Below are 16,766 nucleotides of genomic sequence, written 5' to 3' on the forward strand. Positions count from 1 at the left end.
AATACCGAAGTATCTAATTTGATTATCATCAACGAGTGCCCACACAGATTGATAGGTCTATATTTTTAAAGAACATTTTCTAACTCTCAAGCCGCTTCGCGTCTCGTCGTTAGGGGTGCGTATCTTACGCTTCCCGTTTTGAGAGTCAAGCGTTTTTTCAAACTTTCTTTTCTCTCTCAACCGACTCCGCTTTGTGACTTTCGTCTCACTCCGTGTCGGTGAGGCGGCATTATAGAGATCACTCAAACTATGACAAGTGTTTTTTTGAATTTATTTTTCGTTCGCACAAAAAGCCATCGATACGGTGTTTTTTCGATAAAAATTCAACATTTGAAATACATCACACCAATTAATTGGAAAAATCACACTCAACTACGTAATATTCTTATATCTATTTGTTAACGATAGATGCCATTATTCGTAAATAAAAAAGTAGTACTTTAATATGGACTCCAATAAATCTCTTTTTCTGGTAGTAGCGATTGCTATATTAGGCGGTATTGTATTTTCTCAATTCGCTGACGTACCACCAGCTGTTGCTTTTGTCATCGGTGTAGTAGCCACCTTTTTTGTTGTTAAGTTTTCTACTGCTTCACCAACACCATCTGCAGAAACTACAAAGTCGACCAAAACTCTCTACGTCGGCAATCTTCCTTATAAAGCAAATGAATCTCACGTAAAGGAGCTCTTTGCTGAGCATGGTGAGGTATTTGCCGTTAGGTTAATGAAGGATAAACGCACAGGTAAACGACGTGGGTTTGGTTTTGTTGTGATGGCGAGCTCCGATGCAAAAGCGGCAATCAAAGCTCTAAATGAAAAGGATTATATGCAACGTACTTTGAAAGTGCGTATTGCTAATGATCCGAAGCACCCTGAATCGGCAACAACTGAACAGGAGTAAAACAGAGTTGTCGTAATGTTTTATTTAGTGCTTCTTCTTCAAAAGGAGGAGCACTACTAAACGCCTCCATGGTTCCTTGTCCCAAAGATGCCTCTTTTATCTCCAATAGACTTTCAACTCTTCTTGCAATTGCGGCTCCTGAATCAACTAATTCAACACAGTCTCCCAATACCAATGCTATTTCTTCCTTAATAAGAGGAAAGTGGGTACAGCCTAATACTGCTACATCAATTTTTCCTTTAATCGGAGAAAGTATGAGTTCCAACTCTTGAAGGTCGACCTGCTCATTCCTCAGCTTTTGCTCTGCCATTTCAACTAATCGACTATCACCTATCAGCTTTACTTCTTTATCAGTAGCAAAGTTACGAATTAAGTCATGAGTATATTGGCGAGTAATCGTTGCTGGTGTAGCAATCAAGCCAACTGCTGTTTTAGAGAGTAGTGAAGCTGGCTTAATGGCAGGGACGACGCCAACCACAGGAATGTCTATTCGTTTTCTTAAATGAGGGAGCACAATAGTACTGGCCGTATTGCAAGCAATAACAACAATATCGACCGCTTTGCGCCGCATCATTTGTTGTATCAATGTACAGGTGCGGTTTACTAGTGTTTCCGGTGCCAATTCACCGTAGGGATAAGCCTCATTGTCGAATAGATAGATATAGTTTTCTTGAGGTAAGCGTTGGACTATTTCTTTAAATACAGAAAGTCCACCCACACCAGAGTCAAATATTAGTATATTTTTTCGATTCATTGATTAACGTATCACGCTCACTACTAACCTGTTCGCCAACATAATACTCATAACCCTATTGTCGGTAAACTTATCCGCGAAGTTCTGACTCAACGCTGTATCTTAGATGACTGAATCTCGGCGCTGTCTCAATTTCAATCTGTTGAATGGAAATAGGGTGACTAAAATACCTCGAATTACAGACTAAGGTATGGAATTCCCCATCTTCTCCACAAGGGTCAACATTATTAGGTAATTCTTGAATAAGCTCGTCGGTATAAACTTTTCCACAGAATGTTTCCGAAAGCACATTTCTATCGACGGTAACCAACACTGTCTCAATCCCTCTGGCAATGATCTCCTGTGCAAGCTTTGCGCTACTTTCACCAACCAAAGGAAAAACCGCTTCTAGCCCCGCTGGTTCGACATAGCTTTTTCTATATTCAACAATTCCATTACAGAACATGTCACCAAATGCTATCCCATCTACTGCCAAGCCAGAAGATTTTACCCCCTCAATAACGAGCGCTTGGTAAACATCGTTAGGTGGAAAAACTTCTGGTAGCTCTATCGTTACTAATGGCATCCCTAACCTATCTGCTTGCAATTGAACGACTTCTAATGGGGTTACTTGAAATGGAACCTCACCTTTGACATGAGTAGTGTAAAGACCAACGACATTATAATCTGGAGATTCAATTAGTCGTTCGAAAGTAAGGGTTGAATCTTTGCCAGATGACCAACTGATGATGATGTTTTTCATTTAGGACTACCTATTAAAAAGCGCCTCTTAATTGGAGGCGCTGTTTGCTCTTAGAACTGATACATGGCATTCACGTAGTAATTACGTTCTGGTGTTTTATAGCCACTCACCGTTTCATACTCTTCATCGAATAAGTTGCCAACTTTCGCACCTAGACTTAGGCCGTTATCAAAGTAGTAGGTGCCGGCAATATCAACTAACGAATAAGGGTCTAATACTTGAGTATTGGCTGCATCATTATAGCGTTTCCCTTGATATAGGTAGCTTAGCTCGAATCTCCAAGAGGCAATATTATATGAGGCATTCCACTTCCCGCTATTGCGAGCTCGTCTTACTAAGTCCTTACCTGTGCTTTCATCTTTAGCATCTAGATAGTCGTACGACACCTCATGCTCAATCGCTCCGGTATCAAAACGAGTTACTAGTTCAATACCTTCAATCTTAGCTTTGTTTATATTGACGTTCGTTGAACCATTACTGGCAATCATCTTATCCACATTACTGCGATAAGCGCCTAATCTAAATCCTAATAAAGCAAACTCACCCTCTAAAGCAATTTCAGAGGTAGCTGACTCTTCAGGGACCAGATTTGGATTACCTTCATAACAGCCCCATGGACCACACTCTTTAGGCCAATACAGTTCATTAAAAGTAGGTGCCTTAAATGCTGTTCCATGCATGGCTACAACCTTTAATTGCTCTGTGACATTCACACCACCACCTAACTGGTAAGTGGTGTAGTTTCCATAGGCACTATTGTCATCATGTCGAACATTAGCTTCTAGTGATAAGCGTTCTTGATTGTAGAGTGCACCTAAGAAGACGGCTCCATTGTCTCGAGTGTCTTTAGTCATAGCTTTAGTTGTGTTATCAACTTTATCTTTGTACCAATCAATGCCGCCCAAGAAACTCAATTCATCATTGATTTTTACGTTGTTATTCCAATTTACTGCAACGCGATTGGTCGAAATAGTCCCTTCTGGCTCTCCTTGACCATAAGATTTCGCTTTATCTTGATTCGTCGTCAGTGTCAGCGAAGAATCAAAGTTATTACGCATATAGTCACCAGCAACACTAAAACTGTACAAGTCACTATCTGACTTATCTACACCAGTCCAAGGGTTATCAAATTCAGTATTATGTTTTTGGTAATAACCATTGGCCTTTAGTTGCCAGTTTTGATCCAATCGTTTACCCATATCGAGGACTAGATATTGACTGGTATAGCCATCGTCATCCGCATCTATTGGATTAGTGCTGGTCGGTTGGACATTGTAGCCATTACTAGACTGATGAGTGGCTGTCAGATTGAGCCATCCATTCTCCGCATCACCTAACGATAATGTTCCACCAAGGTTGTAACTTCCAAAGCTTCCCGCTCCAGCTTTAACTCTACTTGGAGAGCCATTTTTATTAGTGGTGATAATATTAACCACACCGCTTACGGCATCAGAACCATATACCGCAGCACGGGCACCACGGATAATTTCGATACGTTGCACACCATCAAGAGGAATGGCTGACAGATTCGCAGCACCTGTTGTTGCACTCCCAATTCGAACACCGTTGATTAATACCAAAGTGTTCTTACTAGAGCGACCTCGAATATACAGTTCGGCATTTTGACCAATGCCACCTTGGTTTGCGATCTGTACGCCAGGTAAACGTCGTAATATCTCAGAAACTGATTTAGCTTGAATAGCGTCAATTTGCTCACGATCAACAACTTCAATTGGAGCAAGAACATCTTTCAGTTGCTGTTCAACACGGTTCGCTGTCACGACCATGGTTTCATTTGCGAGTTTGCTTTGTTCACTTGGGTTTGTTGCTTCTGCCAGTGAAAAAGAAGCATAAGAAGAGAGCGATGCAGCCACTGCTATCGCCAAAAATGATTTGTTCATTTGTTATGTTGTCCTAAATCGCGTAAGTCCTACCAAGCTAGCGTTGTTATTTGTTAACGAAGCTTGGCTGCTGGCAGGTATTCGGACTCAAGAGCGTAAGGATCACAGTGAACCTAAACCTACTGCCTCGACTTCCCGTAACTCGTACAGTGTCATTTGAGGGGTCGTTCTCTTTTACCGCTGCGCGTCAGTTCTGGATTTACACCAGATTCCCTTTTCAGTGAGATTCCTTTGTCATTCTCACACCAGCTAGGCGGAATGGTATTAACAACATGGTAATTTGTCTATAACAGATTGAACTAAGCTATAGATATCCAGCCATATTGAGAGACAATTCTGGGAAAAACTGGACAACGACGGGAGATTGAATAAAATCTGCCCTCCTTTTAAAAACTCATTACCGACGATAGGCAACCACAATGGCAAATCTCGACTTCACACCAGAAGGCTACCAAATTCAGCTCGAAGAAAAATCTCAACGATTGATCGATATGATGGCGCCTTATTCTGCTCCTGAACTCGAAGTATTTACTTCTCCAGAGAAGCACTATCGCATGCGTGCAGAATTCCGCGTTTGGCACGAAGGAGAGGACATGTATTACATCATGTTCAATCAAGAAACTCGTGAAAAGTATCGCGTTGACCAATTTCCAGCAGCAAGCCGCCTCATCAACGATTTGATGCCATTGCTTATGGATGCAATGAAAGGTAATGACGTTCTGCGTAAGAAACTATTCCAAGTAGACTTTCTCTCTACACTCAGTGGTGAAATTCTGGTTTCGTTGCTGTATCACCGTCAATTAGATGATGCTTGGAAAGCAGAAGCAAAAGCCCTCAAGCAACGCCTTAATGATGAGGGGTTCAAACTCAACCTCATTGGCCGTGCTCGTAAGATGAAAATCGTCTTAGACCAAGACTATGTGCTAGAAACCTTGCATGTAAATGGTCAGCCATACCACTACCAACAAGTAGAGAATAGCTTCACTCAGCCAAATGGTCCCGTGGCTCAGAAAATGCTGGAATGGGCGGTGGACTGTACCCAAGAAAGCAAAGGTGACTTGCTGGAGCTTTACTGCGGTAATGGCAACTTTTCACTTGCATTGGCGCAAAACTTTGAACGCGTTCTCGCGACAGAGTTAGCCAAGCCTTCAGTTGACTCGGCACAATTCAATATCGCTGAAAACAAGATTGATAATGTACAAATTATTCGAATGTCTGCTGAAGAATTCACTGAAGCGATGGAAGGAAAGCGTGAATTTCGCCGTCTACAGCAACAGAATGTCGATTTGAAAAGCTATAACTGCAACACGATTTTTGTCGACCCACCGCGCGCTGGTATGGATATTGATACATGTAAAATGGTGCAAGGTTACCAACGTATTCTGTATATTTCGTGCAACCCAGAAACACTGAAAGACAATTTAGATGTACTAAGTGAAACTCACACTATTACTCGATTTGCGCTGTTCGACCAGTTCCCGTTTACTCATCACATAGAAGCCGGTGTGTTGTTAGAACGTAAAGCGTAATCCGCCACAGCATAAACAAAAAAACGAGCCCAAGCGGCTCGTTTTTTATTCGCGGACATTAATAATACCTATTAGGCTTCTTTCATAATGTAGCCAAGTTTCTTACCAATCCAGAACAGTAGAACCAATACAACGATGATCGCGAAGAAGTTGGAGCCGGCATCTGGGTACTGGGCTTTAGTGAAAGCCGAATGACCAAATGCGCCAACAAAAAACGCAGCCAAACCTACCATCGGGAAGTCTTCTGGAATTGGGTTCTTTAGGTACTCTTGATATAGCGCTTGAACAGATAGAACAAGAGCTATCAGAGGAAAAATAGAGAATGCGACTTCGCTAACAGTTAGCCAAGACAACATTGCATTACCACACATACCAGCGATAAGTGCTAGCACTAGGGTTTTCTTACCGCTATTACGGCTTTCGGAGGATACTTCATTGGACATTAGTTCAACCCTTCTTTTTGACGGTTTCTTTCACGTTCTTTGCGATACCAGTGTGCACCTTTGGCAACTATCCTAAGTTGGACAATTAACCTTTCTGCCAGTTCATATCTTTCTTTCTTATTAAGATCGAGTGCTTCAGCACCAGAACTGAATACCAAGATTACCGAAGCTTCAGCCTGAGCGATTGCTTCATCACGGTCCATGCCCGTGCTCACAAGGTATTCGGTTAATTCTGCTGAAAAATGCTGGATCTCACGAGCGACTGCGGCTCGAAAGTCAAATGATGTACCCGAACGCTCTCGCAACAATAAGCGAAAAACGTTAGGACTACTTTCAATGAACTCCATAAAGGTTTCAACCGAAGTACGAATCACACTGCCTTCTTTGACAATACGTTGGCGCGCTTGTCGCATCAATTGTCTCAGCAACAAGCCTCCTTCATCTACCATGGTGAGTCCCAATTCATCCATGTCTTTGAAGTGACGATAAAAGGACGTTGGTGCAATACCAGCCTCTCGTGCCACTTCGCGTAAACTCAAATTTGAAAAGCTGCGATCAGCACTTAACTGGCTAAAAGCAGCATCGATCAATGAACGACGCGTTTTCTCTTTTTGTTGTGCACGGATACCCATTGATTTCATGTTTTACCTAGGTTTACTTGTTGACTACCATTCATACGGTAATTGAGGGAGTGCTGGTAATATAGCGCGAATAGCCTGTTTGTATAAGCCTATGCAAAAGGATTTTTAATAAAACACTTTGTAAGTCTCACTTCACTTTGCAACTCAACATATTCTATAAAATTGGCAGCTTACAAAGGCTAAACCACATAAGGTATGGCAACTTAAGACAAATCTCGTGATCTTTCACACCCTATCACGGCAACTTGGTTTACCAAGGTTAATAATCCGTTAGAATCTCGCTAACAAGAATTTAAGCAATGTTAACGCCGCAATGCCTGCTGTTGTGCCTAAATAGGCAAGCCTAACTGGAGGTCTTTTGCGTGATGCAGTTAGGTACAACGAGGATATACACTATGAGTCGCTCCAAACATTTTGATGCCATCGTGATAGGAAGTGGACCCGGTGGTGAAGGTGCTGCTATGGGACTGACTAAAGCAGGACTGAACGTTGCCATCATAGAAAAAGAAAGCAGCGTTGGTGGTGGATGTACTCACTGGGGCACTATCCCATCAAAGGCACTCAGACATGCGGTCAGCCGTATTATCGAGTTCAACAGCAACCCACTGTTCTGTGGCAATAACACCAGCCTCCACTCTACCTTCTCTAATATTCTTGGTCATGCCAAAACCGTGATAGATAAGCAAACTCGACTGCGCCAAGGGTTCTATGACCGAAATGAGTGTACGTTACTGTTTGGCACGGCTCGCTTCGTCGATTCAAATACTCTGGAAGTCACGAAAACTGACGGCACCGTCGATACCTACACGGCCGATAAATTTGTTATCGCGACAGGCTCTAGACCTTATCGCCCAGACGATGTTGACTTTACCCATCCTCGTATCTACGACAGCGACTCTATATTGTCACTAGAACATGACCCAAGGCACATCATTATTTACGGTGCGGGGGTTATTGGTTGTGAATACGCCTCGATCTTCCGTGGCTTAGATGTCAAAACAGACCTTATCAATACTCGCGAGCGTCTGCTGGCATTTTTAGATAATGAAATGTCTGACTCACTGTCGTACCACTTCTGGAACAGCGGCATGATGATTCGTAATGATGAAACCTACGCCAAAATAGAAGGGACCGAAGACGGCGTCATCATTCATCTGAACTCAGGGAAGAAAATGCGCGCTGACTGCTTACTGTATGCAAATGGCCGAACGGGTAATACTGACGCGTTGAACTTATCTGCAGTGGGCCTAAGTGCTGATTCTCGTGGACAACTGAAAGTCGATAGTAACTATCAAACCGATGTTGACCACGTGTATGCCGTGGGTGATGTAATTGGTTACCCTAGTTTGGCTAGTGCAGCTTATGACCAAGGCCGTTTCGTCGCCCAAGCCATCACGCAAGGTGAAGCAGACGGTAAACTGATTGAAGACATTCCAACAGGTATCTATACCATTCCAGAAATCAGTTCTGTCGGTAAAACAGAGCAAGAACTTACCGAAGCAAAAGTCCCTTACGAAGTAGGGCGTTCATCATTTAAACATCTTGCTCGAGCTCAGATTGCTGGCAAAGACGTGGGAAGCTTGAAGATTTTGTTCCATCGCGAAACCAAAGAAATCTTAGGTATCCACTGTTTCGGTGAGCGTGCTGCGGAAATCATCCACATCGGCCAAGCGATAATGGAGCAAAAAGGCGAAGCAAATACCATCGAGTACTTTGTTAACACGACCTTTAACTATCCAACCATGGCTGAAGCCTACCGCGTAGCGGCGCTTAATGGTTTGAATCGCTTATTCTAGTGTTTAACGAAAGCATAAAAAAGGCGGCTTGATAGCCGCCTTTTTTATGCTTCGAGGAAGGTTTTGCTGCGCCATTGATGCAAAAAGATCATGGCTAACCCAAAGCCTCTTATTCCCATAAAACTCAGCATGGCTAACCAAAGTGCATGGTTACCCATTCCACTTGTTATATAGAAAATGGCAAAGAAGCTACAGGTCGCAACAAACATGCTGTTTCTCATATCTCGACCTTTGGTGGCCCCAATAAAGATGCCATCAAACAAGAAACACCACATCGACACCAAAGGCATAGCAATCAACCAAGGTAAGAACACCATCGCTTGTTGTTGGACATCGGGAATACTGGTAATTAAACCAATCAAATTACTGCCCCACGCCATAAAGACCACCGTCAGACCACTACAAATAATCAAACTCCAGAAGAAGGTAGCAAGCAGCGACTCGATTAGCGCCGTTCGACTCTTTGCACCGATCGCCTTACCGACCATGGCTTCCATCGCATAAGCAAAACCATCCATGCCATAAGAGATGATCATTAAAAAGCTCATCAACACAGCGTTAGCAGCCACAATGTCATCACCAAAAGCCGCACCTTGGAAGGTCATAAAGCTAAACGTCGCTTGTAGGCAAAGAGAGCGTAAGAAAATATCTCGGTTCAGTTTTACAAAACGACTAATATCACTTGCGACACCGGACAGCAATGAGCGTATAGCAGGCAACTGACGATGACTCCAAGTACGCCATACGCACCAAAGTCCGAAAGCACAACCCGAGTAATCGGCGATCACAGATGCTAACGCCGCCCCTTCGACTTTCCAGCCCAAGCCGATGACAAATAGAACATCAAGCACAATATTGACTACATTGGTGATGATTACCATCCACATCGGTGCTTTGGCATTTTGTGTACCCAGTAACCAACCCAGTAGTACAAAGTTGAGTAGTGACGCAGGCGCACTCCAAGCACGGATCGAAAAATACTGGTGACCATAGTATTTCACATCCTCACTAGCACTACTCAATGAGAAGACAAGGTCGGCGATGACGCTGTGCAGCAATAAAAATGCCAACGCAAAGCCCAACGCCATCAGTGTTCCCTGCAAAAATACTAAGGCGAGCTGCCGATTATCCTGAGCACCAAAAGATTGAGCTGTCAGCCCAGTTGTCGACATTCTAAGAAAGCCGAGTAACCAAAAGGTCACACTGATCATCGTGCTACCGAGTGCCACGCCTCCGAGATACCAAGAATGCTCTAAATGACCAATAACTGCGGCATCCACTAACCCCAGAAGCGGCACGGTAATATTCGAAAGCACCATGGGAATGGCTAATAGCAAGACACGGCGATGAAGTTCAATATTAGACAGAGTAGAGAAATATTGTCGAAACACGCAGACCCCAAAAACAACACCACCATAGAAACTATGGTGGTGGTTAAAAAATAGTTGGGGCTATAGTAGCGTTAATTGACCCTAGGTTCCTACTCCTACCATTCAATATTGATCACGTTCGGTGTTAATCGATGCTTATAAAGTGGCAGCTTGGCGATAATACGTTGCCACTTAGACCAGCGCTGACAATGTTGGTCGATGGGTGAAAGGAGTGACACTTTATGAATCCACGGCAACCAATTCAGCAATTTCTGAGTTGGGCGGCGCAGACCATGTTGATAACGCTCGCCTCCCATCCTTTTACCCAACCGCGAGGTCGTCAAATCACCGGCCAACACCACACACGCCTGAGCATGTTGAAAATAGCAACCGATCGATTGGATAAAGTGTGCAATGCGGTTTTCTCTTCTTTCAAGTAGTGCTTGCTCACAAACCACTAGTACAGGTCTGTCATTTGGAACCGATAAAGATTGTAGCCAGCTCATATCATCAATAGATCCGCACCTTAATTGATAACGTTCACTTTTATGGAACAATCGTTGTCGCCAAACAAGGTGTTCATTGGTATCCACTTCAACCCAATGACAACGACCATTATCAAGGCGATAAAATCGGGTATCGAGCCGAGCTCCAACGTTGATAACCCAGCCATCAGGGTTGGTTTCGAGAAAGCGCTTTACTTGAAGATCACAAATTTGTGTCAGAGTGGCATGGAGAAGCTGACTTTGATCTACATTACCGGTGAGACAATCGGGAGCGAGATGACAACGACGGCAAGCATGAGCTGCAATAGGGTCATAAATAATGCCATCATCTAATAGGCTTTCGCGACTTCGAAACCAAAGAGGTCGAAGCAACTTAGTTGGCACATCAAAATGCTCTGACTCACGACTCGTTTGATTTTTCATTTCCCACCCTCCGAAAGAGTGCAAATGATAATCGATATCAATTAACTTCACAAGACAAATGATAACTAATGTCATTTATCTTGTGAGCAAACGTAAAAAAAGCGACAGGAAGACCTGTCGCTTTCTATCGCCATACGGCGAAACTGTTAGCATCTTTTGATGCTTCACAAATATCCGTTTGTTATTTGTGCTTCCACTGCTAATTCTTGTTTGTCATCATCCTGATGCGTTTTCGCGTTCCCTAGCAAAGCCATTTGCGCGAGTTCTTCCTAAACCCTGTCCGTTTAAGTTCTCATCCTGAGAAAAGTTGACCATCCTTATCCGCCTGTACTCCTAGTACAAGCCAATCCGTTGTGTTTCTTCTAACCTTCCTAGTTAGACATCCTTGAAAACCATCTTGGTCTGAAATCCCTGTGCCTACTTCCTGTCGACAAGGAACAATTTACCCGAGCGAGGATTGAAAACAACCTGCAGAGCACTTTTTTCATGTTGCCTTTACAGAAGAATGAACAAAAACCATTAATTTCAAACACTTAAATTTAGTTACTGGCAGTTTAGTGACAGCAAGTATGGCAAATATCTCACAACCTCATCAGCCAAGTAGAACAATGAGAGCAACACGCTTAACGAGCAACTCGTGAGATAAGTCACCAAAAACAACAATGCCCCTTCATTCGAAGGGGCATTGTTCGCTCGGTTTGGCGTAAAGAAACTATTGTTGGGCTGCTAAGTTGTTGCAACGTTGAATTGGATTAGTGTAGACCGCCTACATACTTAGATAGGGTGTCGATATCATCATCATTCAGCTTCTTAGCGATATCACGCATCATAGCGTTCATATCGTTAGCACGGTCACCACTGCGGAATTTCTCTAACTGAGCTTTAACATATTCAGCGTGTTGACCAGAAATTTTAGGAAAACCAGAAAGTTCTGTACCGTTACCACGAGGGCCGTGACAAGCAATACAAGCCGTAATACCACGTTCTGCATCACCAGCCATGTAAAGTACTTTACCTTGGTCAACGACATTCTCAGGGGTACTGTTTGGTGCTAGAGGCATTGAAGAGTAATACGCAGCAAGATCCGCCATATCTTGCTCAGATAGCGGCATTGCCATACCACTCATCACAGGATCGTAACGACCTTGTTTACCACTACTCGTCATACCGAGTTTCAGATCTTTTAGTTGTTTTTCAATATATTTGGCGTGTTGACCAGCAATGCTAGGGTACATGGTTAACTGACTGTTACCATCAGCTCCGTGACACGCAACACAGGTTTGGGATTTTGCTTTACCAGCTTCAATATCGCCTTGGGCCCATACTGAGCAGCTGACTACAAGACTCAAGATTAGCGCTAATTTTTTCATGACATTCCATTATAATTATCAAGCTTCCAGTACCACTACACGCCTCGCGAAACCCAACAGAATGGTGCCAAAAGGACAAAGTGAGGTAACACGGGCAATTAATACCGTTCATGGTACAATGTGTGGCCATATGCCGAGCACGGTTATTTTACACAATTTCACAAAAAAGTAATCAATCGACTACACAAAGTCGAGATGGAGTTAACAGTGAGCGTAAAAATTCATTATCAAAACACGCATTTCATAACAAGTGCACCTGATATTCGTCACTTGCCAGAAGATGAAGGAATCGAAATCGCGTTTGCAGGACGCTCCAATGCAGGTAAATCGAGTTCACTAAACCGTCTAACGAACCAAAGAGCTCTGGCTAAAACCAGTAAAACTCCAGGCCGTACTCAACTTATTAACTTATTTAAGGTTGATGAAGGTTGTCATATCGTTGACTTACCAGGATACGGCTTTGCTCAAGTACCCCTAGAAATGAAAAAGAAATGGCAAAAGTCACTGGGTGAGTACTTACAGAAGCGCAAATGTTTAAAAGGTCTTGTGGTCCTAATGGACATCAGACACCCAATGAAAGATCTCGACCAACAGCTAATTCAATGGGCAGTAGAATCTCATATTCCAGTACAAGTGCTACTGACTAAAGCAGACAAACTAAAGAGCGGTGCTCGTAAAGCGCAAGTGCTTAAAATTCGTGAAGCTGCGCTGGCCTTTGGTGGCGATGTTCAAGTAGATGCGTTCTCTTCTTTGAAAGGAATTGGTGTCGACCAACTGCGCAGCAAACTTGATACTTGGTTTGCTCCAGCATTTGAAATGTTAGAAGACGATATCAACGACGATATCGAAGAGTAAGCCTCCAGAAACAAAACGCCCCGCCATCCTGGCAGGGCAATGGGAGAGAGAAGATTTAGTTATTGTTTGCAAAAAGAATCTATCAAGTCCGTTGATAATTCAATTGCCTACCACGCAAAATGTGAGCTAGTCTTCTCTACCACCCCAAATACCTCTCGTAACAAAACCCATCCTAATCTTTATTTTTCATATAGTTATACCTGAATTATGAACCTCTAAAGATGGCTTAGTTCTATGTGTAAATTATCAATACTGTGAAGGTCGTTAAATTACAAATTGGATGGTAAATGGGCGTCAAAACAGAAGAAAAATGACAAGGCGTTTAAGAGATGATGCGGTAGAGAAATTTTCTTTGCCACAAGAAAAAACGCCCCAGTCAAATACTGACTGGGGCGGCTGAATCAGCCTAATCCAATAACGTGAAACAAAAGGTCTGAAAGATAGAACATCTTACCTCTGTACCCTACGCGTCCTAATGTACAACAACTGATCAGAAAATGAAACCGTTTTTGTAGTTTTTTTTCATGAAAGTTTTGTTAATAGACATAACTGTTTTAGATATAAAAACTTTTTTAATGACAAAAAAAAGCCAACGACTGTGCGCTGGCTCATGTTAATTTGCTCAAATTGCTCAAAAATTGTCTAGTGAGCCTGATCCCAGTTGTCACCGTGACCAGCTTCCGCAACCAATGGAACATCAAGCTCTGCTGCTGATTCCATCAATTTTTGTATTTTACTTTCAATTTCGCTCAAAGATGACGATTCCACTTCAAATACCAGTTCATCGTGTACTTGCATAAGAAGCTTAACCTTACCCTCACCTTCCGCTTGCACCCACTCATCAACGAGTAACATCGCTTTCTTGATGATATCTGCAGCAGTACCTTGCATAGGCGCGTTGATCGCCGCTCGCTCCGCTGCTTTACGACGCATACCATTACGCGATTTGATTTCTGGTAGATGTAGACGACGACCAAAGATGGTTTCCACGTAACCTTTTTCAGCAGCCAATGAGCGTGTGTCTTCCATGTACTGCATCACACCTGGATAACGCTCAAAATAGGTATCCATATATTGTTGTGCTTCACCACGAGGAATACCCAACTGCTTAGATAAGCCAAATGCACTCATGCCATAGATAAGACCAAAGTTAATCGCTTTTGCACGGCGACGTTGTTCACTGGTCACCTGATCAATATCGACACCAATGATCTCTGCCGCCGTTGCCGCGTGAATATCTTTGCCATTTTTGAACGCATCCAATAACGCTTTGTCACCAGACAGATGAGCCATGATTCGTAGTTCAATTTGAGAATAGTCGACTGCAAGAATCTTCCACCCATGCGGCGCAATAAACGCTTGTCGAATACGGCGTCCTTCTTCATTACGAATTGGAATATTCTGCAAGTTTGGATCAGTCGACGACAAACGGCCGGTCGCCGTTACGGCTTGGTGGTATGACGTATGAACACGACCAGTCTCTGGATTGATCATCTTAGGAAGCTTGTCAGTATAAGTCGACTTCAGTTTAGCCAACCCACGGTATTCCAAAATCAGCTTTGGTAATGGATAGTCAAGCGCTAGCTCTTGTAGCACTTCTTCATTAGTAGAAGGCGCACCGGATGGCGTCTTTTTGATTACAGGTAAGCCCATCTTCTCAAAGAAAATGGTTTGAAGCTGTTTTGGCGAGCTTAAGTTGAACTCTTGTCCGGCAATCTCAAACGCCTTTTGTTCCAGCTCATCCAGTCTTGCTGCAATTTCCTGAGACTGCGCGCCTAGCAACATATCATCAATCAGTACCCCCGTACGTTCAATACGAGACAGAACTGGCACCAGTGGTACTTCAATATCTTGGTAAATACGATTCAGTGCTTCATTTTTCTCAAGCTCTGCATTCAAACGCTGATGGAGTCGGAAGGTCACGTCAGCATCTTCAGCAGCATAAGGCGATGCTTGCTCAAGATCGATCTGGTTAAAAGTGAGCTGCGCTTTACCTTTACCTGCAATTTGTTCGAAAGAGATACAGCTATGTTGCAAGAAACGCAGAGCAAGGCTATCCATATCATGCTTGCCCCCAACACTGTTGTAGACATAAGACGCTAGCATAGTGTCAAATTTGATGCCTTTAAGCTCAATATCGTAACGAGCTAATACGCTGGCATCGTATTTTAGGTTTTGCCCAACCTTAGCAATAGCATCATCTTCTAATAGCGGCTTCAACTGCTCTAAAACCCACTGACGATCAAGCTGCTCAGGCGCGCCAATATAGTCGTGAGCTACAGGGACATATGCCGCCACCCCTTCTTCAATCGCAAATGACAGACCAACAAGATTCGCCACCATATAATCTAGGCTGTCGGTTTCAGTATCAAAAGCGATAACAGGAGCAGATTTCAGTTTCTCTAACCAGCTGTTAAAACTCTCTTCAGTCAGGATGGTTTCATAGGCACTACGATCAATGGTGACTTGTGACGTGTCCATCTCAGATTGTTCGTCACTTTGAGATGCACTGGTGGTTTTTCTTGCTGCGCTCTCCACTGCTTCAACTTCACCAGTACCACCTTCAAGTAGCTCATTTAACCATGACTTAAAGGTAAGCTGACCGTACAATTTTGTCAGTTCATCCACGTTCGGTTGCTGCTTTCGAAGAGACTCTGGTGTGCAGTCTAACTCGACATCAAGCTTAATCGTCGCTAACTCATAAGACAAAACTGCATTATCTTTATGCTCTGTAAGTTTCTTAGCCATGGTTTTAGAACCACGGAAACCAAGCGGTGCGATATCATCTAAGCGTTCATAAAGATCTTTGATCCCACCAATGCCTTGAAGCAATGCCGTCGCGGTTTTATCGCCAACGCCAGGGACACCTGGAATGTTATCCACTTTATCGCCCATTAGAGCGAGATAATCGATGATAAGCTCTGGAGGAATACCAAACTTCTCTACCACACCTTCTCGATCCATCACTACGTTGGTCATGGTATTGATCAGCGTAACATTATCATCCACAAGCTGAGCCATATCTTTATCGCCCGTGCTAATAAGCACAGGCATACCTGCTTGCGATGCTTGATGTGCCAGCGTACCGATAACGTCATCCGCTTCCACGCCTGGTACACAGATCAATGGCAGACCCATTGCTTTAATCACATTATGCAGAGGCTCAATCTGACATCTCAAATCATCAGGCATTGGAGGACGGTTTGCCTTGTATTCCGGATACATATCATCACGGAAAGTTTTACCTTTCGCATCAAACACCACCGCAATTCGCTCAGAAGCAAATTGACGCATCATGCTTCTCAGCATGTTCACTACACCGTAAACCGCATTGGTTGGTATTTCACCATTGCTCATCGTTTCTGGGTAGGCGTGGAAAGCTCGGTAAAGATAGGAAGATCCATCAATGAGAATCAGTGGGTTGTCTGGTATATGAGCCATGTCTAATTATCCAAGATTGCAGGTTATAAGCTATAAGAATGCCACGTCTCATGGCACTATGCCACGACCTTTCACTGGCTATATACACAGCTTA

General features: G+C 43.3%; 14 protein-coding genes and 1 riboswitch. Of the genes, 4 read left to right on the forward strand and 10 right to left on the reverse strand.

Annotated features, from left to right (window positions below):
* The first annotated feature begins 445 nt into the window (after positions 1-445).
* Complete coding sequence (locus OH456_RS22720; RefSeq protein ID WP_006075693.1) at positions 446-901, forward strand: RNA recognition motif domain-containing protein; 456 nt, start codon at positions 446-448, stop codon at positions 899-901.
* On the opposite strand, the gene murI is transcribed toward OH456_RS22720, so the two are convergent.
* From murI to OH456_RS22735, 3 genes are all read right to left on the reverse strand, one after another.
* A complete protein-coding gene (murI, locus tag OH456_RS22725; RefSeq protein WP_006075692.1) occupies positions 855-1,655 on the reverse strand; it encodes a glutamate racemase in 801 nt (266 codons plus the stop codon). The genes OH456_RS22720 and murI overlap by 47 nt on opposite strands.
* 70 nt (positions 1,656-1,725) lie before the next feature.
* A complete protein-coding gene (locus tag OH456_RS22730) occupies positions 1,726-2,397 on the reverse strand; it encodes an ATPase (RefSeq protein ID WP_270034302.1) in 672 nt (223 codons plus the stop codon).
* Positions 2,398-2,447: 50 nt separating this feature from the next.
* The gene (locus OH456_RS22735; RefSeq protein WP_124940504.1) at positions 2,448-4,298 is read right to left on the reverse strand and encodes a TonB-dependent receptor domain-containing protein; all 1,851 of its coding nucleotides are present in this window, start codon (positions 4,296-4,298) and stop codon (positions 2,448-2,450) included.
* 55 nt (positions 4,299-4,353) lie between these two features.
* A riboswitch (cobalamin riboswitch) is annotated at positions 4,354-4,563 on the reverse strand.
* A gap of 154 nt (positions 4,564-4,717) precedes the next feature.
* On the opposite strand from OH456_RS22735, the gene trmA reads away from it, so the two are divergent.
* A complete protein-coding gene (gene trmA / locus OH456_RS22740; protein WP_006075524.1) occupies positions 4,718-5,827 on the forward strand; it encodes a tRNA (uridine(54)-C5)-methyltransferase TrmA in 1,110 nt (369 codons plus the stop codon).
* Positions 5,828-5,898: 71 nt separating this feature from the next.
* Here the strand turns inward: trmA and OH456_RS22745 are convergent, their stop codons facing one another.
* Positions 5,899-6,270: a YijD family membrane protein gene (locus OH456_RS22745; RefSeq protein WP_006075523.1), complete on the reverse strand. Its 372-nt coding sequence runs from the start codon at positions 6,268-6,270 to the stop codon at positions 5,899-5,901.
* Complete coding sequence (gene fabR / locus OH456_RS22750; protein ID WP_006075522.1) at positions 6,270-6,911, reverse strand: HTH-type transcriptional repressor FabR; 642 nt, start codon at positions 6,909-6,911, stop codon at positions 6,270-6,272. The genes OH456_RS22745 and fabR overlap by 1 nt, the downstream gene beginning before the upstream one ends.
* 395 nt (positions 6,912-7,306) lie before the next feature.
* Between fabR and sthA the strand changes: the two genes are divergently transcribed.
* Positions 7,307-8,707, forward strand: a complete 1,401-nt coding sequence (sthA, locus tag OH456_RS22755; protein ID WP_038228742.1) for a Si-specific NAD(P)(+) transhydrogenase — start codon at positions 7,307-7,309, stop codon at positions 8,705-8,707.
* Between the two features lie 44 nt (positions 8,708-8,751).
* Here sthA and dinF read toward each other — a convergent pair whose 3' ends face one another.
* The 3 genes from dinF to OH456_RS22770 all read right to left on the reverse strand — a co-directional run bounded on the left by dinF (position 8,752) and on the right by OH456_RS22770 (position 12,376).
* Positions 8,752-10,098: an MATE family efflux transporter DinF gene (gene dinF, locus OH456_RS22760; RefSeq protein WP_270034304.1), complete on the reverse strand. Its 1,347-nt coding sequence runs from the start codon at positions 10,096-10,098 to the stop codon at positions 8,752-8,754.
* A gap of 95 nt (positions 10,099-10,193) precedes the next feature.
* The gene (locus OH456_RS22765; RefSeq protein ID WP_038165398.1) at positions 10,194-11,006 is read right to left on the reverse strand and encodes a class I SAM-dependent methyltransferase; all 813 of its coding nucleotides are present in this window, start codon (positions 11,004-11,006) and stop codon (positions 10,194-10,196) included.
* A 752-nt stretch (positions 11,007-11,758) separates the two neighbouring features.
* On the reverse strand, positions 11,759-12,376 hold the full coding sequence (locus OH456_RS22770; RefSeq protein WP_031493056.1) for a c-type cytochrome: 618 nt from the start codon (positions 12,374-12,376) through the stop codon (positions 11,759-11,761).
* A 195-nt stretch (positions 12,377-12,571) separates the two neighbouring features.
* Between OH456_RS22770 and yihA the strand changes: the two genes are divergently transcribed.
* Entirely contained in the window at positions 12,572-13,231 is a 660-nt protein-coding gene (gene yihA, locus OH456_RS22775; RefSeq protein WP_031493055.1) for a ribosome biogenesis GTP-binding protein YihA/YsxC, read from the forward strand.
* A 401-nt stretch (positions 13,232-13,632) separates the two neighbouring features.
* Here the strand turns inward: yihA and OH456_RS26005 are convergent, their stop codons facing one another.
* The gene (locus OH456_RS26005; protein WP_438356636.1) at positions 13,633-13,680 is read right to left on the reverse strand and encodes a hypothetical protein; all 48 of its coding nucleotides are present in this window, start codon (positions 13,678-13,680) and stop codon (positions 13,633-13,635) included.
* A 193-nt stretch (positions 13,681-13,873) separates the two neighbouring features.
* Entirely contained in the window at positions 13,874-16,672 is a 2,799-nt protein-coding gene (polA, locus tag OH456_RS22780) for a DNA polymerase I (protein ID WP_270034305.1), read from the reverse strand.
* Positions 16,673-16,766: the final 94 nt, after the last annotated feature.

The sequence above is a fragment of the Vibrio sp. La 4.2.2 genome (assembly GCF_027586995.1).
GTDB lineage: Bacteria > Pseudomonadota > Gammaproteobacteria > Enterobacterales > Vibrionaceae > Vibrio > Vibrio mediterranei.

What these genes read in the sequence shown, in the direction of transcription:
- OH456_RS22730 (WP_270034302.1), bottom strand. Translation starts at nt 2,397, where the DNA reads ATGAAAAACATCATCATCAGTTGGTCATCTGGCAAAGATTCAACCCTT.
- OH456_RS22720 (WP_006075693.1), top strand. Translation starts at nt 446, where the DNA reads ATGGACTCCAATAAATCTCTTTTTCTGGTAGTAGCGATTGCTATATTA.
- OH456_RS22735 (WP_124940504.1), bottom strand. Translation starts at nt 4,298, where the DNA reads ATGAACAAATCATTTTTGGCGATAGCAGTGGCTGCATCGCTCTCTTCT.
- sthA (WP_038228742.1), top strand. Translation starts at nt 7,307, where the DNA reads ATGAGTCGCTCCAAACATTTTGATGCCATCGTGATAGGAAGTGGACCC.
- yihA (WP_031493055.1), top strand. Translation starts at nt 12,572, where the DNA reads ATGGAGTTAACAGTGAGCGTAAAAATTCATTATCAAAACACGCATTTC.
- polA (WP_270034305.1), bottom strand. Translation starts at nt 16,672, where the DNA reads ATGGCTCATATACCAGACAACCCACTGATTCTCATTGATGGATCTTCC.
- OH456_RS22765 (WP_038165398.1), bottom strand. Translation starts at nt 11,006, where the DNA reads ATGAAAAATCAAACGAGTCGTGAGTCAGAGCATTTTGATGTGCCAACT.
- murI (WP_006075692.1), bottom strand. Translation starts at nt 1,655, where the DNA reads ATGAATCGAAAAAATATACTAATATTTGACTCTGGTGTGGGTGGACTT.
- fabR (WP_006075522.1), bottom strand. Translation starts at nt 6,911, where the DNA reads ATGAAATCAATGGGTATCCGTGCACAACAAAAAGAGAAAACGCGTCGT.
- OH456_RS22770 (WP_031493056.1), bottom strand. Translation starts at nt 12,376, where the DNA reads ATGAAAAAATTAGCGCTAATCTTGAGTCTTGTAGTCAGCTGCTCAGTA.
- trmA (WP_006075524.1), top strand. Translation starts at nt 4,718, where the DNA reads ATGGCAAATCTCGACTTCACACCAGAAGGCTACCAAATTCAGCTCGAA.
- OH456_RS22745 (WP_006075523.1), bottom strand. Translation starts at nt 6,270, where the DNA reads ATGTCCAATGAAGTATCCTCCGAAAGCCGTAATAGCGGTAAGAAAACC.